We start from the raw sequence: 20,842 nt of genomic DNA, 5'->3' as shown, positions 1-20,842 counted from the left end.
GGATGCCGGGTTTTTCGTTTTGCTGCGATGGCGGTTGGCGTGCGGCTGCCGCGCCAAGCCGCGGAAATCGGCAAACTGGTGGGCGGCGTCAGATTGTGGTAAGCTTTGGTTATATGTCGAGACTGACCGGCGCACCTTTCCCGCTCGCGGGATTCCGCCGGACGGAAAGGAACGTCCTCCCATGAAACGTAAATTCTCGGACCGGGCCAATTGGCGCCGCATTTTGAAGAAGAACTACGCCTGTTTTCCGATGGACGATCCGCACTTCCGCGGTTTCGTGACGCTGTACCGGATCCAGGAGCTCCGCGACCCGCTGTGGAAGGAATACAACGGCCGGAGGATGTGCCTCGCGGACAGGGGCTACTTGTGGATGCAGCATTTTCCGAAAGGCGAGCATTTCGTCGTCACGACGATGTTCGACCCGCAAGGCAACGTGGTCCAGTGGTACATCGATATTTGCAAAACGCAGGGGCTGACCGACCAGCAGGTCCCATGGTTCGACGATCTCTATCTCGATATCGTCATGCTGCCGACGGGAGAGCTGCTGCTTCTGGACGAAGACGAGCTGGAGGAAGCGCTGGACGACGGCATCATTTCGCAGAAGGATTCCGACATGGCCCAGCGTACGGCGAACCGGCTGCTGGAATTGATCCGGAACAAGAAGTTCCCTTATTTCGATATGAGCATCCGCCATCGCAAAATGCTGCTGGAAAAGCTGGGATGGGAGAAAGGGACCTCCATCGGATGATGTTTCCCGCGAAAGGCAAGGCGTTTTCCATGTTGGACAAACGTCCCCGGAGACGTCCGCTGCGCATCGCCTTATGGGCGGCGTGCGCGGTTGCCGCGCTGCTTCTGTTGTGGTGTGCGGGCTTGTACCGGCAGATCGTGACGTTCGAAGGCGTTGACGCGGCCGGACTGGGGAAACGGGCGGATGTCGGAGTCGTGCTCGGCGCTTCTTTGTGGCAAAATAAGCCGAGCCCCGGTTTACGGGAGCGGCTGGATTATGCGATCAGCCTTTACGATGCCGGCGTCTACTCCCGGATCATCGTGACCGGCGGGCTTGACGCGGGCGGTGCGACGATCACGGAAGCCGAGGGCATGAGGGATTACCTGGTGGAGCAGGGCGTTCCGGAAAAAGCAATTCGTCTGGACGCAACCTCCCGCAGCACGTACGAAAACCTGGTGAACGCGAAAGCCATCATGGCGGCCGAGGGCTGGCACACGGCAGTGATCGTTACGCATTCCTATCACGGGGCGAGAGCCCGTGATATCGCCGACACGCTTGGCATGTCCGCGATCGTCAGCGTCACGGATTCCAAAGTCATGAACATGGCGTACCATGAGACGAGGGAAACGCTGGCGTTCGTGAAATGGCAGCTGACGAAGCTCCGGCTCGCGATCGGATGACTAGGCGGCCCGTACCCGGAATACATTGGTTAGGGCGGAGGCATGAACGGTTCATGCGCACCGACTACGGCCTTCCGGGGTGAACGCGATGAACGCGAGGGCGGGTAAAGAAAACGTGAGGGAAGCGGGGTCCGCCGCGATGCGGCCCTCCAGGCAAATCAACATTATCCTTCGCAAAACCGAATCGGACGGCGGGGCTGCGGCCCAGGCTTCCGGCTCTTATGCGGACGGCGCCGGGGCCTTGAAGGCGCTGCCCCAGAACGGTCCATGGGCCGAATGGCAGCGAGAGCTCGAACGCATGGTCGGCTTGGAGAACGTCAAGGAGCTCGTGTACGAAATCTACGCGCTTCTTCAAGTTACGCAGCTCCGCCACGAAGCGGGCCTTCAGGCACATTCGCACGTATACCATATGATTTTCAAAGGAAACCCCGGCACCGGGAAAACGACGGTCGCGCGGCTGCTCGCCCGGCTGTTTCAGGGGATGGGACTGCTTGCCAAAGGGCATCTCGTCGAAGTCGAGCGCGCCGATCTGGTCGGGGAATACATCGGGCATACCGCGCAGAAAACGCGCGACCTGGTCAAAAAAGCGCTCGGCGGCGTCCTGTTCGTCGACGAGGCTTACAGCTTGGCCCGGGGCGGGGAGAAGGATTTCGGCAAAGAAGCGATCGATACGCTCGTTAAAGCGATGGAAGATTATAAAAACCAATTCGTCCTCATCCTGGCCGGGTATACTTTGGAGATCGAGGGCTTTTTGCTGACGAATCCCGGGCTGCCGTCGCGTTTCCCGATCCAGATGGAATTCCCGGATTATTCCGTGGACCAATTGATCCAGATCGCGGAGGGCATGGCCAAAGATCGGGACTACGCCTTGCTTCCCCAGACGCTGTTCAAGCTCAGGGAGCTGCTGGTGCAGGAAAAAGCCGAATCGATCTACCATTTTAGCAACGCCAGATACGTCCGCAACGTGATCGAACGCGCCATCCGCTACCAGGCGGTTCGGCTGCTGTCGCAATATCCCTCGGGTTCCCCCGGGAAACAGGAGCTCATGTCCCTGCGGCCGGAGGACGTGCGGGGTTTGTAAAGCGTTGACGGGCGAAAGGCAGCGAAGAGAGGAATGCGCATTGAGACAGAACGGCTACGACACGGGCGCCGGCGAAGCCGAAAAGGCGATCGTCGTCAGCCTCGTGACCGATATCGTCAAACGGTCCGGAGGAGATCCGGGCCACTCGCTGCAGGAATTGATCTCCTTGGCCGAGACGGCGGGCGTGGAAGTGGTCGCCACTTTAACGCAGAACCGCGACGTGCCGGATTCCAAATGGTTCGTCGGCAAAGGCAAAGCCCAGGAAATCAAAGCCGCTGCCGCGGAGACCGGGGCCGTAACGGCGATATTCGACCAGGAGCTGTCCGGCGCCCAGGTTCGGAACCTGGAGGAAGAGCTGGATCTGAAGATCATCGACCGGACGCAATTGATTCTCGATATTTTCGCGGGACGCGCCAAAACGCGGGAAGGAATCCTGCAGGTCGAGCTGGCGCAGCTGTCCTATCTGCTTCCGAGGCTGTCGGGACAGGGCATCAACCTGTCGCGCCTCGGCGGCGGCATCGGGACGCGAGGTCCCGGGGAGACCAAGCTGGAGACCGACCGGCGGCACGTCCGCAACCGGATTTCCGAGCTGAAACGGCAGCTTGAAGCCGTTATGCAGCACCGTACCCTGCACCGGGAGCGCCGGCGCAAAAGCGGCGTCGTGCAGGTGGCGCTCGTCGGCTACACGAACGCAGGCAAATCGACGCTGCTTCGGCAGTTGACGCTCGCGGACGTCCTGGCGGAGGACAAACTGTTCGCGACGCTGGATCCGACCTCGCGCGCGCTTCGCCTGCCGAGCGGCAAGGAAGTCGTGCTGACCGACACGGTCGGCTTCATTCAGCACCTTCCTCACGATCTCGTCGCCGCTTTCCGGGCGACGCTCGAGGAAGCGAACGAGGCCGATTTGCTGCTTCACGTCATGGACGCGTCCTCGCCGATGAGAGACCGCCAGAAACAGGTCGTGGAGGAAGTGTTGGAGGAGCTTGGCGCGGCGGGCAAACCGATGCTGAACATATGGAATAAAATCGATAAGGTATCCGCCGCTTCAATGTCCTTGCTGGCCGGAGGGCCGGATACGATCCGCATGAGCGCGTTCAGCGAGCGGGATTTGGCCCGCTTGCTCGAGGCGATCGAGGACAAACTGCTTGGCGACTGGTGCACGCTCCGCATTCCGGCATCACGCGGGGACTTGGCCTCTCTCGCTTACCGCGTCGGAGAGGTCACGGAATCGCAAGCCGACGAAGATTGGCTTCTGCTCACGGTTCGGCTCAATCAGGCCGACATGGAGAAGTGGGGATATCCTTTGGAGCCTTACCGGATGGAAGAATCCGGCGGGCTGGAACTTTAACCGCAACGAGAGGGAGCTGCAACGGTTGATGACGGGGTTGGAAGCGCAATGGGAGCGATGGGCGGCGAAAGCGGAAGAGACGGCCGGCGAACGCCTGCGGTCCGTCGACGCGATCGTCGAGAAAAACCAGGAGAAGGTTATCCGGGCTTTTCAGAAACAGAAGGTGAGCGATTACCATTTCGCCGGCTCGACCGGATACGGATATAACGACCGGGGCCGCGAGGTGCTGGATCTCGTCTACGCCGACGTTTTCGGGGCGGAGGCGGCGATCGTGCGCCCGCATCTCGTGTCGGGGACGCATACGATTTCGGCGGCTTTGTTCGGCTGTCTGCGGCCGGGCGACGAGCTGCTGTTCGTCACGGGCAGCCCGTACGACACGCTGCACAAGGTCATCGGCAAGCCGGGCGACGGAACGGGTTCGTTGTCGGATTGGGGTATCGCATGCAAAACGGTTCCTTTGCAGAATGACGGTTCCATGGACTGGGACGGCGTCGCCTCGGCGGTCTCCGAGAAAACGAAGGTATTCGCCATTCAGCGTTCCAGGGGATACGATTGGCGGCCTTCCTTTACCGTCGCTCAGATCGGGGATATGGTCCGCCGGATCAAATCGATCTCGCCGCACGGCATCGTTTTCGTCGATAACTGCTACGGGGAATTTACGGAGGACAAGGAGCCGCCGGAAGTCGGGGCGGACCTGATCGCCGGCTCGCTGATCAAAAATCCGGGCGGGGGCCTGGCTCCCAGCGGAGGTTACATTGCGGGCCGCGCCGATCTGGTCGAACTGGCGGCGTACCGGATCACGGCGCCCGGCATCGGCGGGGAAGTGGGCGCGATGCTCGGGACGACACGTTCGCTCTATCAAGGGCTGTTCCTCGCGCCGCTGCTCGTCGGACAAGCGGTCAAAGGGAGCATTTTCGCGGCCGCCGTGTTCGAGCAATTGGGCTTCGAGACGCATCCGCGCTGGCAGGACGAGCGGACGGATTTGATCCAGGCGATCCGGTTCCCGGCCGCCGAGCCGCTTATCGCGTTCGTGCAGGCGGTGCAGAAAGCGGCTGCGGTCGACGCGCACGTCGTGCCGGAGCCGTGGGACATGCCCGGGTACGAGCATCCGGTCATCATGGCGGCGGGCACGTTCATCCAAGGGGGCAGCCTTGAGCTGTCCGCGGACGCGCCGATCCGCGAACCCTATATCGCTTATATGCAAGGCGGGCTCACCTATGCCCATGTGAAGCTGGCGGTACGCCAAGCGTGCTTCGATCTGGCTGCCAAAGGGTATGTGAAAGGGTAGCCCGACGTTCGGAAATCGACAAACACCGCCGAGTCAGTCCGTTAAATAACCTTACATTCCTTGACACGTTTATGTAGGAAGGCTAAAATGAAAGTGATTTCAAATCCTACAAAGTCCCCATGGAAGGTTGATACGACATGGCTGGCGATGAAATACGCAGGAATATGGCGCTGTTTCCGATCGGGATCGTCATGAAACTGACGGACCTGACGGCTCGCCAAATCCGCTATTACGAGCAGCATGAACTGATCCAACCCGCTCGGACCGCGGGCAACCAAAGGCTCTTTTCCTTTAACGACGTAGAGAGGCTGCTGGAGATCAAAGCGCTGATCGAGAAGGGCGTGAACATCGCCGGCATCAAGCAGGTGATGAACCCCGTCGGAGACGGTTCGGACGAACCGACCGTGATCAACGAGCAATCCGAGGTCAAACGCAGGGAAATGACCGATTCCCAGCTGCACCGCATGCTGAAGCAGCAACTGATGACCGGCAAGCGGCCGGGCCAGGTATCGTTGATCCAAGGGGAGCTTTCCCGTTTCTTCAAGAGCAAGTAATAACGGCCGTGCCGTAAATCAAGGAGGCAGTCATGACCACCTTTACACGCGAAGACATTTTGCGCAACGCGAAGGAACAGAACGTTCGTTTCATCCGCCTTCAGTTCACCGATCTGCTGGGCACGATCAAGAACGTGGAAATCCCCCTGAGCCAGTTGGAAAAAGCGCTCGACAACAAAATGATGTTCGACGGTTCTTCCATTGAAGGCTATGTCCGGATCGAAGAATCCGATATGTACCTGTATCCGGACCTGAGCACCTGGGTCGTATTCCCGTGGGTGACGGAAGACCGGATCGCCCGGTTGATTTGCGACATTTACATGCCGGACGGCACGCCGTTCGCGGGCGACCCGCGCGGCATTCTGAAGCGCGCGCTGCAGGAAGCCGAAGAGATGGGCTTCACGGCCATGAACGTCGGTCCGGAGCCGGAATTTTTCCTGTTCAAAACGGACGACAAAGGCAATCCGACCACGGAGCTGAACGACCAGGGCGGATACTTCGACCTGGCGCCGACGGACCTGGGCGAGAACTGCCGCCGCGATATCGTGCTTACGCTCGAAGAAATGGGCTTCGAAATCGAAGCCTCCCACCACGAAGTGGCGCCGGGCCAGCACGAGATCGACTTCAAATACGCGTCGGCCATCAAGGCTGCCGACCAAATCCAAACGTTCAAGCTCGTCGTCAAGACGATTGCCCGCCAGCATGGTCTTCATGCGACGTTTATGCCGAAGCCGCTCTTCGGCGTGAACGGTTCCGGCATGCACTGCCACCAATCGCTGTTCCGCGGCAACGAGAACGCGTTCTTCGACGCGAACGACAAGCTGGGCCTGAGCACGACCGCCCGCCACTATATGGCCGGCATCCTCGCGCACGCCCGCGGCTTCGCTGCGATCACGAACCCGACGGTCAACTCCTATAAGCGGCTCGTTCCGGGCTACGAAGCGCCGTCCTACGTCGCTTGGTCCGCGAGCAACCGCAGCCCGATGATCCGCATCCCGGCTTCGCGCGGGCTCAGCACCCGCATCGAAGCGCGCAACCCGGATCCGGCAGCGAATCCGTACCTGGCGCTCGCGGTCATGTTGAAAGCCGGCCTCGACGGCATCAAGAACAAGCTGCCTCTCCCGGCACCGGTAGATCGCAACATCTACGTGATGAGCGACGACGAGCTGGCCGATTCCGGCATTTCGAGCCTGCCGTCCAACCTCATCGAAGCGCTCAAGGAAATGCTGCGCGACGACGTCGTGTGCGAAGCGCTCGGCGACCACGCTTTGAGCCACTTCTACGAGCTCAAGGAAATCGAGTGGGACATGTACCGGACGCAAGTCCACCAGTGGGAACGCGACCAGTATTTGACGATGTATTAATGGCATGAAAAATCCCTTGGCGCTCGAGCGCCAAGGGATTTTTGTTTGTTCGGGTGCTGTGGTGATGGCTCTGCTCCTAGGTTGAGGCGGCGAACGCTTGTTCGGGTGTTCGTATTCGCCTCGAAATAGCTTGCCACGTCCACTATTTCAGTCGTTTGACCGAGATTCCATCGATATATCCTCCCACGTCCACTATTTGAGTCGTTGTACCGCGAATCCCGTCAAAATAGCCTCCGCACGTGATGTTCATGCGGACGGTGGGGATAGGGAGCGGATGGTTACTAAACTGCGTGGGAGTACGTGCTGATCGCGGAATTATGCTACGCAGAGGTACTTAACGACGATCGAACAAAAATTGCGAAAAGCGAACATACGTTCAATCGTCGTTATACATGCCCCTAATCAAGACAAAACAAAGGTAACACACCGAAATAGAAATAACGCGGCACACGCGCTAATCAAGACAAAACCGAGGTAGCAAGCCGAAATAGCGCGCCACACGCGCTAATCAAGACAAATCCTAGGTAGACCGCTAAAATAGCGCGCCACGCGCGCTAATCAAACCAAAAACCGAGATAGACCGTCAAATTGCGCGCCACCCGCGCTAACTCACATACCCTATAGAACGAAAACTCCCGGCCGGCAACCCGGTCGGGAGTTTTCATTTGTAGGATGTAAGAAGCGGCCCGTCACATGAAGGAACGTATTAAGCCGATGACCTTGCCGAGGATGCTTACATGCTTCAGGCGAATCGGTTCCATGGTGGAGTTCTCCGGCTGCAGACGGATGTGGTCCCGTTCTTTATAGAACGTCTTGACGGTCGCTTCGTTCTCTTCCGTCATGGCGACGACGATCTCGCCGTTGTTGGCCGTCTGCTGTTGGCGCACGATGACGTAGTCGCCGTCATGGATGCCGGCTTCGATCATGCTTTCGCCCATGACGGAGAGCATGAACACGGGCTGGTCGCCAACCATCGTGACCGGCAGCGGGAAGTACTCTTCAATATTCTCCGTAGCGGTAATCGGTACGCCCGCGGTGACTTTACCGACGAGCGGGATCTGGCGGACGGTAGAGGTGAAGCCGAACACGGTTTCGTCATCGTCCAATATCTCGATCGCGCGGGGTTTGGTCGGGTCCCGGCGGATCAGGCCTTTCTTCTCCAGCCGGTCCAGATGGCCGTGAACGGTAGAGCTGGAAGCCAGTCCGACGGCTTCGCCGATTTCGCGCACGGAAGGGGGATAACCTTTCTCGCGGACTTCGTTCTTAATGAATTCGAGAATCGCATTCTGGCGATTGGACATCTTGGACACGTGTGCCCCTCCCTAAGACAAGTACATGATGACAAATTATAACACAGAACTCGAGTTCGCACAAACATTCGTTCTTCCGAACAAATGTTCCGAAAAAGCGTTGACTCAAACGTATGTTCGTGTTACGATCATACCAGAACAAACGTTTGGGGTGGAGATCATGGTACAATCTTGGGCATTGGGTTCACATACATCTTCCGTTACGGCCGTTCGCCGTTCGTCTTCTTCTAATCGGGGACAAGCTTCTTCTCGTCAAGGTTCCGGCCAACGCTGGCGCTTGGCCAGAATGATGTTCTTCGTACTGGCGTTCGCCATTTTGTTCAGCGGTTTCGCATTGGTGAAGACGTTCGCCTCCGAAGAGAACGTACAGCCGGCTTCGACCGCGGAGAAAGTGGTTTACGCCGACAGCGGCGATACGCTCTGGCACCTGGCGGCTACCTTAAAGAAGGATTCGATGGATACGCGCAAAGCCGTACGGCTGCTGATGGAACGCAACGACCTGCATGATCCCTCCCTGAAGAACGGACAAATGTTAATCGTTCCGAATGAAATGCTCCCTTAAGCGATGACGCGACAAGGCCGGCATGGGATATTCCCGTGCCGGTTTTTGCATTTTGTTCACCTTGACAGAGGGGGACGTCAGTGGCAAAGTAGAAGGGATACAGGAGAGGAGGGTTCCCATGGAAAAATTGATCGCCAGGATCAACGAACTGTCACGTAAACACAAAACGGTCGGGCTGAACGAATCGGAGCTCGCCGAGCGGGATCGTCTTCGTAAGGAATATTTGCAAGTTTTCAAGAACAATTTTAAACAACAGCTGGACAGCATCGAGTGGACGGATGAGAAACCGTCGCTGCCCCACTGACGTATAGAAGCTTGAGAAGATGATATAGGTAGGCAGGCTTCGGTCGAGAAGACCTGCGAACAGGAGGAACGTCATGTCCCGCTCTTGGGAACGAATGGTTCAACGCAATGCTAAGAAAGTGGATAAACGCCGCAAAAAAGAAGGCAAGCCGTCTCTGTCGTCGAAAACCGCGCAAGTGGAGAAATTTTCGGGCCGCAACTTCATTTTTCCCGCGCTGCTCATCTTGTTGATGGTATTCTACGTCGTCGTGTTCGCTCCTTGGGCGACTGACGTAAAGCAAGACACCACGATGTTCTGGGTGACGTTGGGCTGTTATGCGCTGCTGGCGCTTTTCTATTTTATGCGCCGCCCGTACCTGGGCGTGACCCGAGATACGTTGGAGACCCGCAAGTTCACGGGTTATCGGACGCTTCGTCCGGGCGACATCCGCAAGATCGTCCTGTCCCCGGGTTACGTCGTGATCGAGCCGGCCAAAGGCACGAACTGGGTTTTCTCGAAGTTCATCAACAGGTTCCCGATCGATACGATGGGAGAGCGCCTGAAGTCGTTCGCTGAAGCGAACCGCGTGGAGTTGGAAGTCAAGCAAAAGTGAGGAGTCGGAAAGATGACGGTTAAAGCCGTTCTGTTTGATTTGGACGATACGCTTCTATGGGATGAGAGAAGCGTCAAAGAAACGTTTGAAGCGGTGTGCTCCGAAGCGGCCAAGCAGGTACCGGCCATTCATCCCCAAGAGCTGGAAGAAGCGGTTCGGCGCGAAGCCCGCGCCTTGTACCAATCCTATGAGACGTTCCCGTTTACGCAAATGATCGGGATTAATCCTTTTGAAGGACTCTGGGCCCGCTTTACGGGCGGCAAGCAGGAAGAGTTCCGCAAGCTGGAGCGCCTGGCTCCGGGATACCGGACGGAAGCGTGGACGAGAGGGCTGAGCGCGCTCGGAGTGGACAACCCTGAGCTCGGATTCCGACTGGGGGAAATGTTCTTCTCCGAACGCCGGAACCGGCCGATCGTTTACGAAGAAACGTTCAGCGTGCTGGACAGGCTGAAAGGGAAGTACAAGCTGCTCTTGTTGACGAACGGTTCGCCCGATCTCCAGCAAGAAAAGATGGACGGCGTACCGGAGCTGGCCGGTTACTTCGACCATATCGTCATTTCCGGGGATTTCGGGGAAGGAAAACCGGCACCGTCGATTTTCCGGCACGCCATGGAACTGCTCGGTATCGAAACGCATGAAGGCATCATGGTAGGGGACAAGCTCACGACCGACATTCTCGGCTCCAACCGGGTCGGCATGAAAAATTTGTGGCTGAACCGCCACGGCGTCAGCCGCGACGACAGCATCGTGCCTGCTTATGAAGCCGCGGACCTGGAGCCCTTATTCCGCATCATCGAATCCTAAGCGAACATAAAAAAGGTTGAGCGATCGAGAGCGCTAACGCTCCGGCTCAACCTTTTCGTTTGTTTAATGACGTTAATCGTTAAGCTTTCACGAACGAAGGATCGTCATAAGGCTCCGCGATCCAGCCGTCTTTCTCAATGAAGAGGCGTACGGCGACGATTTTGCGGTTATCCATGAGCGTGAAGAAGTGCGGCTTGTTTTCCGGCACCGAAATGACGTCGCCGGCGGTCAGTTCGACATCGAAATAGCCGACGTCGTCTTTGCCCTTGATGATGAAGATGCCGCGCCCTGCCGTGATGGCGCGGATTTCGTCCTCGGTGTGCGTGTGCACGGCTTCGAACTTTTTGAGCAGCTCTTCGATGTTCGGAGTCGCCTCCGACAGCGTGATGATGTCCCAAATTTGATAGCCGCGGCGAGCCGCGAGATCCCGGATTTCAGAATCGTAAGTTGCCAAAATTTCGGCTTTCTCTTCATCGGTCAACGTGAACTTCTCCCGAAGCGGCTCCGGAAGTTTGTCCGTGTCCCAGTGTTCGTAAAGCACTTCTTGGCTTTCCAGGAAAGCCTTCACTTGCTCTTCGCCCGCAATGCGTTCGTTCGTGTTGCGAATCCGAACCTCTGCCATCGTGATCCCTGCTTTCGTTTTGGAATCGGCTTATTCGCCGTTCGGTCTTGCCCGCAACCTTGATTATAGTGGAAATCCGCCGCCTTGTCGACATCAATTCCTAGGTGTTCAGTAGGAATTAAGATCGTTTTTCTTTTCAAGCATTTTCAATTCTGATACACTAAAACGAAACCATTCGGATGGATGCTGGCTCGGCAGGAAAGGACGAACCCGGAACATGCGCAAAACCCCTTTGAAAGATCTTTTGCAAGAGCGGATTCTCATCTTGGACGGTGCGATGGGCACCATGATTCAACAGGCGGATCTTACGGCTGAGGATTTCGGCGGCGAGGCGCTGGAAGGCTGTAACGAAATGCTCGTGCTCACCCGTCCGGACGTCATTACCGGTATTCACGAGGCCTATTTGGCCGCGGGTTCCGATATCATCGAAACGAATACGTTCGGCGCGACCAGCGTCGTGCTGGCCGAATACGACATACCCGAAAAAGCGAGAGAGCTGAACTTGGAGGCCGCCCGTTTGGCGCGGGAAGCCTGCGATAAATTTTCGACCCCGGATAAGCCGCGCTACGCGGCAGGCGCCCTTGGCCCGACAACCAAAACGCTGTCGGTTACCGGCGGCGTTACTTTCGACGAGCTGGTGCGCAGCTACCATGAGCAGGTCATCGCCTTGATCGAAGGCGGCGTCGATTGCATCCTGATCGAAACGAGCCAGGATACGCTCAACGTAAAGGCGGCCAGCATCGGCGTCCGCAACGCGTTCGCGGAAACGGGCCGCGAGCTGCCGATCATGATCAGCGGCACGATCGAGCCGATGGGCACGACGCTCGCCGGACAGAATATCGAGTCTTTCTACATTTCTCTCGAGCACTTGAACCCGGTATCCGTCGGTCTGAACTGCGCCACGGGACCCGAATTCATGCGCGACCATATCCGCACGTTGTCCGGCATCGCGAAATCGGCGGTCAGCTGTTATCCGAACGCCGGATTGCCCGACGAGAACGGCCAGTATCACGAATCGCCGGAATCGCTCGCCCGCAAGCTGCGGGGATTCGCGGAGCAAGGATGGATTAACGTCGCCGGCGGCTGCTGCGGCACGACGCCCGCACACATCGCAGCGATGGCGGAAGCGATGAAGGACGTGACTCCGCGCCGGATTGAAGGAGAGCATCCGCCGGCCGTGTCCGGCATCGAGACCGTCTACATCGAAGACGCCAACCGGCCTTACATGGTCGGCGAGCGGACGAACGTGCTCGGCTCCCGCAAATTCAAACGGCTCATCGCCGAAGGCAAATACGAGGAAGCGTCCGAAATCGCCCGCGCCCAGGTCAAGAACGGAGCGCATGTCATCGACGTTTGCTTGCAGGACCCGGACCGGGACGAAACGTCGGACATGAAAGAATTCCTGGCCTTCGTCACCAAGAAGGTCAAAGTCCCGCTCATGATCGACTCGACGGATCCCAATGTCGTGGAAATGTCGCTGAAATACATTCAGGGCAAATCGATCATCAACTCGATTAACCTGGAGGACGGGGAAGAGAAGTTCGAACGCGTCGTTCCGGTGCTGCACCGGTATGGAGCGGCCGTCGTCGTCGGAACGATCGACGAACGCGGCCAGGCGATCACCCGGCAAGACAAGCTCGAGGTCGCCATCCGTTCGCATGACCTGCTCGTGAACAAATACGGCCTGCAGCCGGAGGACATCATTTTCGATCCGCTCGTGTTTCCTGTCGGCACCGGCGACGAGCAGTACATCGGCTCCGCGAAGGAAACGGTCGAAGGCATCCGGCTCATTAAACAAGCGCTGCCCAAGTGCCAGACGATCCTCGGCATCAGCAACATCTCGTTCGGCTTGCCCGAAGCCGGCCGCGAAGTGCTGAACTCCGTTTTCCTCTACGAGTGTACGAAGGCCGGGCTGGACTACGCGATCGTCAACACCGAGAAGCTGGAGCGGTACGCTTCGATTCCGGAAGAAGAGCGCCGTTTGTCCGAGGAACTGCTCTACAACACGAACGACGGGACGCTGGCGGAATTCGTCGCGGCTTTCCGCGAGAAGAAAGTCGAGAAGAAGCAGAAGGCCGTGAACCTGCCGCTCGAAGAGCGGTTGGCCAGCTATGTAGTGGAAGGCAGCAAGGAAGGGCTCATTCCCGACTTGGATGAGGCGCTCGGCAAGTATCCGCCGCTCGAAATCATCAACGGGCCACTGATGGCGGGCATGACCGAAGTGGGACGGTTGTTCAACAACAACGAGCTCATCGTGGCCGAAGTGCTACAGAGCGCCGAAGTCATGAAGGCTTCCGTCGCCCATCTCGAGCCCCACATGGAGAAATCCGATTCCGCGCTGAAAGGCTCCATCATGCTCGCCACCGTCAAAGGCGACGTACACGACATCGGCAAAAATCTCGTCGAGATCATCCTCTCCAACAACGGATACAAGATCATCAACCTGGGCATCAAAGTGCCTCCGGAGCAATTGATCGAAGCTTACCGCGCGGAGAAGCCGGACGCGATCGGGCTTTCCGGCCTGCTCGTCAAATCGGCGCAGCAAATGGTCGTGACCGCGCAGGATTTGCGAGCCGCGGGGATCGACGCACCGATTCTCGTCGGCGGCGCCGCGCTAACCCGCAAGTTCACGAAAACGAGAATCTCGCCGGAATACGACGGCGTCGTCTTGTACGCGAAGGACGCCATGGACGGCCTTGACCTGGCGAACAAGCTCAATGATCCCGAGCAGCGTTCCAAGATCGAAGAGGAGCATCGAGCCGCGCTCGCCAAGCTGGCGGAAGAGGAAGAGAAGCCGAAGGAATTGCCGGAAGCGACGCGCACCCGGCGTTCGAACATTTCGCAGGATGCCCCGGTATTCACGCCGCCGGATTTCGAGCGGCACGTCCTGCGGAACTATCCGCTCGCGCACGTGCTGCCCTACGTGAACTTGCAAATGCTCATGGGGCACCATCTCGGGCTCAAAGGCAACGTGGAAGAGCTGCTGGCGGCAGGGGACGAGAAAGCCGTACAGCTGAAGGAATCGATCGACGGCATCCTTAGGGAAGCGGAAGGCAACAGCTGGCTGAAGCCTCAGGCGATGTACCGATTCTTCCCGGCGCAGTCGGAAGGCAACGACGTCATCGTGTACGACCCTCAGGATACGACCAAAGTGCTCAAGCGGTTCAGCTTCCCTCGCCAACAGGTGGAACCGTTCCTGTGCCTTGCCGATTTCCTCAAATCCGTGGAGAGCGGCGTCATGGACACGGTAGGATTCCTCGTGGTCACCGCCGGCCAAGGCGCAAGGGGGCAGGCGGAGACGTGGAAACAAAACGGCGATTATCTCCGTTCCCACGTGCTGCTGGCGACGGCGCTTGAAACGGCGGAAGGCCTCGCGGAGCGCGTCCATCAGATCATGCGCGACAATTGGGGCTTCCCCGATCCGGCCGACATGACGATGAAGCAGCGTTTCGGCGCGCGTTACCAGGGCATTCGCGTTTCGTTCGGTTATCCGGCATGCCCTGACCTCGAAATGCAAGGCCCGCTGTTCGAGCTCATGCATCCCGAGGATATCGGGGTCGAACTGACGGAAGGCTTCATGATGGACCCGGAAGCTTCCGTATCCGCCATGGTGTTCGCGCACCCGGAAGCCCAGTACTTCAACGTGGATAAGTCCTGATCGGCGAATCGCCCGACGCGATAAATAAAGGGATGCCCCTCGGGGGCATCCCTTTCGCCGTATTACTGCCCTTCGTGCTGCGCTTCGTCTTGAATTTCGCTGCGGAAGCCTTCGATGCTTTCGCGTCTGTTATCGTTGTTTTGCTCGATCGCTTCGCGTTCCTGGGGTGCGATCTCTTCCGCATGCTCATCGAGGTAATCTTCGGATTCCTCGAGGTTGTCGATCGTGTTCTGCACCATTTCCTGCAGCTTTTCCACGTTGTCCGAACGGTCGTCCGGCTTGGCCATGTTCGATCTCTCCTTGTCGCCCTATCGGGATGCGTGTATTGACCCGTGCATAGGGTGGCAAATCCGCTTCGCCTTTATGCGCGGCGGGAAAACTTTTCCCGGGAAAGCGCAGGAACAGACACGGAATGTCAAGCGAAGGTGATTTCGGGCGAATCCGGGGAAACGGGGTACCGAAAACCGGACTCTTTGTCGAAAATAAGGAGCTTTCCCGCATTGCTGGGCGAACATATATTCTGTACAATAAAGAAACCAGTTTGTAAGGAGGCGGGGAAATTGAACCGCTTAACGGGAAAAACCGAATCGATGGAGGAGTGGCTCGCGCATCTGCGGACTCGGCAGGACATCATGGAGAACGTGACGTACTGGCACACGCAGCCGGCGCGGCCGTCCCGGACCGTCCTCCTGCCGGACGAAATCCATCCTAAACTCTCGCAGGCGCTTGCCTCGAAAGGCATCCGCGAGCTCTATACGCACCAAGCGAACGCGTTCCGAAGCGTGGCCGCCGGAAAGAACGTCGTAACCGTAACGCCTACGGCTTCGGGGAAGACGCTCTGCTACAACTTGCCGGTCCTTCAGACGCTGCTGCACGATGACAGCGCCCGGGCCCTGTACCTGTTTCCGACGAAGGCGCTCGCGCAGGACCAGGTCGCCGAGCTGCAGGAACTGGCCAACCTGATGGAAGTCGACATCAAGACGCATACATACGACGGGGACACCCCGCCGACGGTCCGGCAAGCGATCCGCAACGCCGGGCATATCGTCGTGACGAACCCGGACATGCTGCATTCCGCCATTCTTCCGCATCATACGAAATGGGTAAAACTTTTCGAGAATATCCGCTATATCGTCATCGACGAGCTGCATGCCTACCGAGGTGTGTTCGGGAGCCACGTGGCGAATGTCATTCGCAGGCTGAAGCGGATTTGCAAGTTTTACGGAAGCAACCCGCTGTTCCTGTGCGCTTCCGCGACGATCCGCAATCCGCGAGAGCATGCCGAACGGCTCGTGGGCGAATCCGTCGACCTGAACGACGACAACGGCGCGCCGGCGGGGGAGAAGCACCTCGTCTTCTATAACCCTCCGGTCGTGAACAAGCAGCTCGGCATCCGCCGCAGCAGCGTACTCGAATCGCAGAAGCTGGCCGGTTCCTTGCTGAAGGACGGCATCCAAACGATCGTGTTCGCGCGCAGCCGCGTACGGGTCGAAATCCTGCTCACGTATTTGCAGGAGCTGGTGAAGCGGGAGCTCGGCACCAAATCGATCCGGGGCTACCGGGGCGGATATCTGCCGAAGCTGCGGCGGGAAATCGAACGCGGGCTGCGCAGCGGGGAAATCCGCGGCGTCGTCAGCACGAACGCGCTGGAGCTCGGCATCGACATTGGGCAGCTGCAAGCGTGCGTGCTGAACGGCTATCCCGGCTCCATCGCGAGCACCTGGCAGCAGTCCGGCCGGGCGGGACGCCGGCATGGCAGCTCCGTGACGTTCCTCGTGGCGAGCTCGAACCCGCTGGACCAATACTTGATCCAAAATCCGGATTACTTCCTCGGAAGGCCGCCGGAAGAAGCCCGGATCCATCCCGACAACCTGCTCATCCTTCTGGATCACGTCAAATGCGCGGCTTACGAGCTGCCTTTCGAGCAAGGCGACAAATTCGGCGAAGAGAAGCTGTCGGACCTGCTGGAGTTTTTGGCCGAAGAGAAGGTGCTGCATCGCGTCGGCACGCGCTGGTACTGGATGGAGCAGGGCTTTCCCGCCCATAACATTTCGCTCCGGTCCGCCGCGCAGGAAAACTTCGTCATCATCGACATGACGGAAGGGCACCGCGTCATCGGCGAAGTGGACCGTTTCGGCGCGCCGACGCTGATCCATGAGGAAGCGATTTACTTGCACGAAGGGGTACAATACCAGGTGGAGAAGCTGGACTACCCCGAGAAGAAGGCGTACGTCCGCGAGGTCAACGTCGACTACTTCACCGACGCCAACCTGGCGACCGAGCTGAAGGTGCTTCACGTGGACCAAGAGAAGACGTCCGGCCCGCTGATGCGCCAGTACGGCGAAGTGATGGTGACGGCCAAACCGACCATTTTCAAAAAGATCCGCCTGCGCACGCACGAGAACATCGGATCGGGTCCCATCCATCTTCCGGAAGAGGAGCTGCACACGAGCGGCTACTGGTTCTCCTTCTCGGAAGAGGAGACCGCCAAACGCTCCGCCAACGACATGCAGATGGCGCTGCTCGGTCTGGCCAACGTGCTCGTGCATTTGGCTCCCCTGCACCTGATGTGCGATCCGCAGGACATTCGCGTCGTGCCCCAGGTGAAGGATGTCCACAACAAACGTCCGACGATCTACTTCTACGACCGTTACCCGGGCGGCATCGGCCTCAGCCAGCGCCTGTACGAGCTGCATGACGAGCTGCTGAAGGAAGCGGGTCATCTCATTCGGGGCTGCGGCTGCCTGAGCGGCTGTCCCGCCTGCGTCGGGCCGATCGAAGAGGTCGGTCTGCTGGGCAAGGATTTGGCCTTGTCGCTGTTGGAAGGGCTCGGGACGCCGTCATGAGCGGGCTGAAGGAGAGGCTGGAGCGGCTTCGCGCCGCGGCGAAGGCGGAGGAGAGCGAGGCCCCGAAGGAGGAACCGGCGGCAGCCGCCGTGTCCGATGAAGAGCCAGGCCTTCATCCGGCTTTCCGAAGGCTCGGCGTCGAAGAAGTGACCAACGAAGCCGGTTCCTTCCTGCTTCGGAGGATCGTTTACCCGTTTCCATACCGGCATGGCCGGTATGGCCTTGAGGAGCTGGCCGGCTGCGCTCCGTTCCTGCATCCTGTCGCATGCCGGCAGAACGGGAAAACCCGGGGAGCCCGGCGCCGGGTGGAATTATCGCCCGACGTGCCGGTTCCGGAGGCGAAGGGACTGCTGTTCCTCGATACCGAAACGACCGGACTCGGCGTGGGCACGGGCAACGTTCCGTTCATGATCGGAATCGGCCGCTGCACGGACCGCGCATTCGTGGTGGAGCAGACCCTCATCCGTCACCCCGGCGAAGAAAGGGCCATGCTGACCTGGCTCACGAGCCAATTCGCCGGCGTCACGCATCTGGTGACGTACAACGGAAGATCGTTCGACTGGCCGGTGCTCGTCGGCCGGTTCATTCTGAACGGATGGAGAAGAAGCGGGCCCGAGCCCGGGCATCTGGACTTCCTGCACCCGTCGCGCGCGTTATGGAAAAACACGCTGCCCAGTTGCCGCCTCGGAACGATCGAGGAGGAACGGCTCGGCATCGTGCGCGGCTTCGACGTGGCCGGCGCCTTAGCGCCGGAGCTGTACATGCGCTTTTTGCGGGACGGAGATCCGGAGCACTTGGCGGGCGTATACGTCCATAACGAGAAAGACGTGCTGACGCTGGTCTCCCTGGCCGTCCATTTCGGGCATTTGCTCGGCGGCGGCCTCGGCGGTGCGGCTCCCGATCCGATCGATGCCGAGGAGCGCTTTCGCACCGGAGCTTGGCTGGAGCAGCACGGGCAAACCGAGGAGGCACGCCGCTTATACGATCTGCTGGCCGCTCTGCAGGAAAAGGATGCAGGCGACGATGCCGGCTGGCGGCTGGGGCTTGCGGCGAAATATAAGCGGCTCGGCCATTGGGAACGGGCGATTCCGATGTGGGAGCAGGCGGCCGCGCTCGCCGAAAAGTCGCGGCTGCCGAAGATCGAAGCCCATCTCGAGCTCGCGATCCATTTCGAACACCGGGTTAAGGATTACGATACGGCATTGCGATACGCGGAGTCGGCGCTGGCGCTGACCAATCGCAGATTGTCTTTGCTCCGGCCGACGCCGGCGGCCCGTGAAGAAAGGCAGCGCCTGGAGAAGCGCATCGAAAGGCTGCAACGCAAGCTGTTTCGGGCGGCTTTCGGGCAAGTGGCCGGAGAGAAACGGTCGCGAAACACCGCAGAGGACACGGGAGGCTGGCTGGATGATTGAAGAACGACCGGGGGACGGCCCCTTGGCCCAACATCGGGAATTGCCGGAACCCAAGGCGCTCCTGTTCGATTTGGACGGGACCCTGTACCGGGGAGGAGAAAGGGTGCCTGGGGCGGACGGATTGATCCGGCGGCTCGCGGCGGCCGGCATCCCTTGCTGGTTCGTGACCAACAACTCCTCCCGCACGCCGGAGGATGTGGCGGCACATCTCCGGAAGATGGAGATTCCCGCGGAGCCGGGGCAAGTGATCACTTCCGCGCTGGCGGCGGCGGATTACGCGAGCCGGCTGCGGCCGGGCGGACGTGCTTTCGTCATCGGGGAGGCCGGCTTGAATCAAGCGCTGACCGAATCCGGCATCCGGATCGTGGACGAAGGCGATGAGGGTCCCGCAGATATGGTGGTGCAGGGGATCGACCGAAAATTCTCTTACGAAAAGCTGGCTGCTGCCGTTCGGCATATGCTGGAGGGAGCCGCATATTTGCTCACGAACCCGGACCGGCTGCTGCCGACGGACGGCGGGCTGATGCCCGGAGCGGGAAGCTTGGGCGCGTCGCTATCGGCCGCTTCCGGCAAGGAACCGGTCGTGATCGGCAAGCCGTCCGCCATTTTAATGGATTTCGCCTTGAAACGGGCCGGCGTGGAGCCGATAGAGGCTTGGGTGGTCGGCGATAATCCGTTCACGGATATCGCGGCTGCCGTAAACGCCGGATGCCCGTCCGTCCTGACGTTAACCGGACTCTGTTCGGCCGACGATTGGGAAGACAAGTGCAGGGCCGCCGGCGTCCGACCGGACGCGGTATGCGCCGGATTGGAACAGCTCGAACGGATGCTGCCGACATCGAAGCGAAGCGAATAGAGAGGAAGATTGCCATGCCGGAATGGCCGGAAATGGAAACATACCGCAAGCTGCTGGGCGAGCGTTTGGCGGGACAGAAAATCGTCAGCGTCGCCGTGAATCGCGACAAGTCGGTGAACGAGCCGGAAGATGAGTTCCGGCGGGCTTTGACGGACCGCCGCATCCTGTTCGTGGAGCGCAGGGGCAAACAATTGATCTTTCATCTCGACGACGGATTCCGTTTGGTGCTTCATCTCATGCTGGGCGGATGGATGGCCTACGGGGTGGATGGGCCGAAGGAAGACGGCGAATTCCAGGTGATCCTCGGGTTCGAGAACGGCAACCGGTTGTTTTTCGGCGGGCTCCGGCTCGGTTATTTGCACCGCCTGAGCGCGAAGCAGGTGAACGAGCAACTGAGAAGCCTGGGACCGGATCCTTTCGATCCGCGGCTGACGCCGGAATCGTTCCGGGGTCGGCTGAAACCGAGAAAAGGCAAGCTCAAGTCGGCGCTTACGGACCAGAAGTTTCTGGCCGGCATCGGCAATTGCTACAGCGACGAAATCTGCTTCGACGCGTGTATTCACCCCGAGACGCCGATTCCCTCGCTCGACCGGGAGGCGACGGACCGCCTGTTCGCGTCGATGCGCAAAGTGCTGGCGGAAGCGGCGGAATACGGCGGCTACATGGACCGCCCGCTGACCCCGGAGGATACCCTGACCGGAGGTTTCGACGACGGTGCCGGGTATATGATAGGGAAGGGGAGCCCTGCGTCCGGTGCGGGACCGACATCGAAAAGGGAGAAACGGCCGGACGCAAAATGTTCTATTGTCCCCATTGCCAAAAGGTGGGATAATG

General features: G+C 59.1%; 18 protein-coding genes and 1 pseudogene. 16 read left to right on the top strand and 3 right to left on the bottom strand.

Annotation, left to right across the window (positions count from 1 at the left end; all coding sequences use genetic code 11):
* Positions 1-181 precede the first annotated feature (181 nt).
* The 7 genes from EAV92_RS08530 (at position 182) to glnA (ending at position 7,042) form a co-directional block, all read left to right on the top strand.
* On the top strand, positions 182-748 hold the full coding sequence (locus EAV92_RS08530; RefSeq protein ID WP_123040669.1) for a ribonuclease FAU-1 family protein: 567 nt from the start codon (positions 182-184) through the stop codon (positions 746-748).
* On the top strand, positions 745-1,407 hold the full coding sequence (locus tag EAV92_RS08525) for a YdcF family protein (protein ID WP_164472693.1): 663 nt from the start codon (positions 745-747) through the stop codon (positions 1,405-1,407). The genes EAV92_RS08530 and EAV92_RS08525 overlap by 4 nt, the downstream gene beginning before the upstream one ends.
* Positions 1,408-1,495: 88 nt before the next feature.
* Positions 1,496-2,488 carry an AAA family ATPase gene (locus tag EAV92_RS08520; protein WP_123040666.1) on the top strand — a complete coding sequence of 331 codons (993 nt, stop codon included), beginning with the start codon at positions 1,496-1,498 and terminating at the stop codon, positions 2,486-2,488.
* Between the two features lie 40 nt (positions 2,489-2,528).
* Complete coding sequence (gene hflX, locus EAV92_RS08515; RefSeq protein WP_123040664.1) at positions 2,529-3,836, top strand: GTPase HflX; 1,308 nt, start codon at positions 2,529-2,531, stop codon at positions 3,834-3,836.
* Between the two features lie 28 nt (positions 3,837-3,864).
* A complete protein-coding gene (locus EAV92_RS08510; RefSeq protein ID WP_123040663.1) occupies positions 3,865-5,124 on the top strand; it encodes a methionine gamma-lyase family protein in 1,260 nt (419 codons plus the stop codon).
* A 137-nt stretch (positions 5,125-5,261) separates the two neighbouring features.
* On the top strand, positions 5,262-5,678 hold the full coding sequence (locus EAV92_RS08505) for a MerR family transcriptional regulator (RefSeq protein ID WP_123040662.1): 417 nt from the start codon (positions 5,262-5,264) through the stop codon (positions 5,676-5,678).
* A 32-nt stretch (positions 5,679-5,710) separates the two neighbouring features.
* Entirely contained in the window at positions 5,711-7,042 is a 1,332-nt protein-coding gene (glnA, locus tag EAV92_RS08500) for a type I glutamate--ammonia ligase (RefSeq protein WP_123040661.1), read from the top strand.
* A 689-nt stretch (positions 7,043-7,731) separates the two neighbouring features.
* Here glnA and lexA read toward each other — a convergent pair.
* Complete coding sequence (gene lexA, locus EAV92_RS08495; RefSeq protein WP_123040660.1) at positions 7,732-8,352, bottom strand: transcriptional repressor LexA; 621 nt, start codon at positions 8,350-8,352, stop codon at positions 7,732-7,734.
* 160 nt (positions 8,353-8,512) lie between these two features.
* Here lexA and EAV92_RS08490 point away from each other — a divergent pair, with 160 nt between their 5' ends.
* From EAV92_RS08490 to EAV92_RS08475, 4 genes are all read left to right on the top strand, one after another.
* Positions 8,513-8,914 carry a LysM peptidoglycan-binding domain-containing protein gene (locus tag EAV92_RS08490; protein WP_164472692.1) on the top strand — a complete coding sequence of 134 codons (402 nt, stop codon included), beginning with the start codon at positions 8,513-8,515 and terminating at the stop codon, positions 8,912-8,914.
* 118 nt (positions 8,915-9,032) lie between these two features.
* Entirely contained in the window at positions 9,033-9,218 is a 186-nt protein-coding gene (locus EAV92_RS08485) for a DUF896 domain-containing protein (protein WP_123040658.1), read from the top strand.
* A gap of 73 nt (positions 9,219-9,291) precedes the next feature.
* Complete coding sequence (locus EAV92_RS08480; RefSeq protein ID WP_123040657.1) at positions 9,292-9,810, top strand: hypothetical protein; 519 nt, start codon at positions 9,292-9,294, stop codon at positions 9,808-9,810.
* 12 nt (positions 9,811-9,822) lie between these two features.
* Entirely contained in the window at positions 9,823-10,614 is a 792-nt protein-coding gene (locus EAV92_RS08475; RefSeq protein WP_123040656.1) for an HAD family hydrolase, read from the top strand.
* 79 nt (positions 10,615-10,693) lie between these two features.
* Here EAV92_RS08475 and EAV92_RS08470 read toward each other — a convergent pair whose 3' ends face one another.
* Positions 10,694-11,236 (bottom strand): 1,2-dihydroxy-3-keto-5-methylthiopentene dioxygenase, encoded by a 543-nt coding sequence (locus EAV92_RS08470; protein WP_123040655.1) that lies wholly within the window; start codon positions 11,234-11,236, stop codon positions 10,694-10,696.
* Between the two features lie 217 nt (positions 11,237-11,453).
* Between EAV92_RS08470 and metH the strand changes: the two genes are divergently transcribed.
* Positions 11,454-14,894 carry a methionine synthase gene (gene metH, locus EAV92_RS08465; RefSeq protein ID WP_123040654.1) on the top strand — a complete coding sequence of 1,147 codons (3,441 nt, stop codon included), beginning with the start codon at positions 11,454-11,456 and terminating at the stop codon, positions 14,892-14,894.
* Between the two features lie 62 nt (positions 14,895-14,956).
* Here the strand turns inward: metH and tlp are convergent, their stop codons facing one another.
* Positions 14,957-15,181, bottom strand: a complete 225-nt coding sequence (gene tlp / locus EAV92_RS08460) for a small acid-soluble spore protein Tlp (protein WP_123040653.1) — start codon at positions 15,179-15,181, stop codon at positions 14,957-14,959.
* A 273-nt stretch (positions 15,182-15,454) separates the two neighbouring features.
* Between tlp and EAV92_RS08455 the strand changes: the two genes are divergently transcribed.
* The 4 genes and pseudogenes from EAV92_RS08455 (at position 15,455) to EAV92_RS08440 (ending at position 20,840) form a co-directional block, all read left to right on the top strand.
* Entirely contained in the window at positions 15,455-17,740 is a 2,286-nt protein-coding gene (locus EAV92_RS08455; protein ID WP_123040652.1) for a DEAD/DEAH box helicase, read from the top strand.
* Positions 17,737-19,152, top strand: coding sequence for a ribonuclease H-like domain-containing protein (locus EAV92_RS08450; protein WP_123040651.1), 1,416 nt, complete (start codon positions 17,737-17,739; stop codon positions 19,150-19,152). The genes EAV92_RS08455 and EAV92_RS08450 overlap by 4 nt, the downstream gene beginning before the upstream one ends.
* The gene (locus EAV92_RS08445) at positions 19,145-20,008 is read left to right on the top strand and encodes an HAD-IIA family hydrolase (RefSeq protein ID WP_241158482.1); all 864 of its coding nucleotides are present in this window, start codon (positions 19,145-19,147) and stop codon (positions 20,006-20,008) included. The genes EAV92_RS08450 and EAV92_RS08445 overlap by 8 nt, the downstream gene beginning before the upstream one ends.
* A gap of 14 nt (positions 20,009-20,022) precedes the next feature.
* Positions 20,023-20,840: pseudogene (locus tag EAV92_RS08440) on the top strand (Fpg/Nei family DNA glycosylase).
* The last annotated feature ends 2 nt before the right edge of the window (positions 20,841-20,842 follow it).

The sequence above is a fragment of the Cohnella candidum genome (genome assembly GCF_003713065.1).
Lineage (GTDB): Bacteria > Bacillota > Bacilli > Paenibacillales > Paenibacillaceae > Cohnella > Cohnella candidum.
This window is presented reverse-complemented; position numbering and strand designations above follow the sequence as displayed.

Bases quoted from the DNA above. Each gene is read 5' to 3' on its own strand.
- EAV92_RS08530 (WP_123040669.1), top strand. From the start codon at position 182: ATGAAACGTAAATTCTCGGACCGGGCCAATTGGCGCCGCATTTTGAAG.
- EAV92_RS08525 (WP_164472693.1), top strand. From the start codon at position 745: ATGATGTTTCCCGCGAAAGGCAAGGCGTTTTCCATGTTGGACAAACGT.
- EAV92_RS08520 (WP_123040666.1), top strand. From the start codon at position 1,496: ATGAACGCGAGGGCGGGTAAAGAAAACGTGAGGGAAGCGGGGTCCGCC.
- EAV92_RS08510 (WP_123040663.1), top strand. From the start codon at position 3,865: ATGACGGGGTTGGAAGCGCAATGGGAGCGATGGGCGGCGAAAGCGGAA.
- EAV92_RS08505 (WP_123040662.1), top strand. From the start codon at position 5,262: ATGGCTGGCGATGAAATACGCAGGAATATGGCGCTGTTTCCGATCGGG.
- glnA (WP_123040661.1), top strand. From the start codon at position 5,711: ATGACCACCTTTACACGCGAAGACATTTTGCGCAACGCGAAGGAACAG.
- EAV92_RS08490 (WP_164472692.1), top strand. From the start codon at position 8,513: ATGGTACAATCTTGGGCATTGGGTTCACATACATCTTCCGTTACGGCC.
- EAV92_RS08485 (WP_123040658.1), top strand. From the start codon at position 9,033: ATGGAAAAATTGATCGCCAGGATCAACGAACTGTCACGTAAACACAAA.
- EAV92_RS08480 (WP_123040657.1), top strand. From the start codon at position 9,292: ATGTCCCGCTCTTGGGAACGAATGGTTCAACGCAATGCTAAGAAAGTG.
- EAV92_RS08475 (WP_123040656.1), top strand. From the start codon at position 9,823: ATGACGGTTAAAGCCGTTCTGTTTGATTTGGACGATACGCTTCTATGG.
- EAV92_RS08470 (WP_123040655.1), bottom strand. From the start codon at position 11,236: ATGGCAGAGGTTCGGATTCGCAACACGAACGAACGCATTGCGGGCGAA.
- metH (WP_123040654.1), top strand. From the start codon at position 11,454: ATGCGCAAAACCCCTTTGAAAGATCTTTTGCAAGAGCGGATTCTCATC.
- tlp (WP_123040653.1), bottom strand. From the start codon at position 15,181: ATGGCCAAGCCGGACGACCGTTCGGACAACGTGGAAAAGCTGCAGGAA.
- EAV92_RS08450 (WP_123040651.1), top strand. From the start codon at position 17,737: ATGAGCGGGCTGAAGGAGAGGCTGGAGCGGCTTCGCGCCGCGGCGAAG.
- EAV92_RS08445 (WP_241158482.1), top strand. From the start codon at position 19,145: ATGATTGAAGAACGACCGGGGGACGGCCCCTTGGCCCAACATCGGGAA.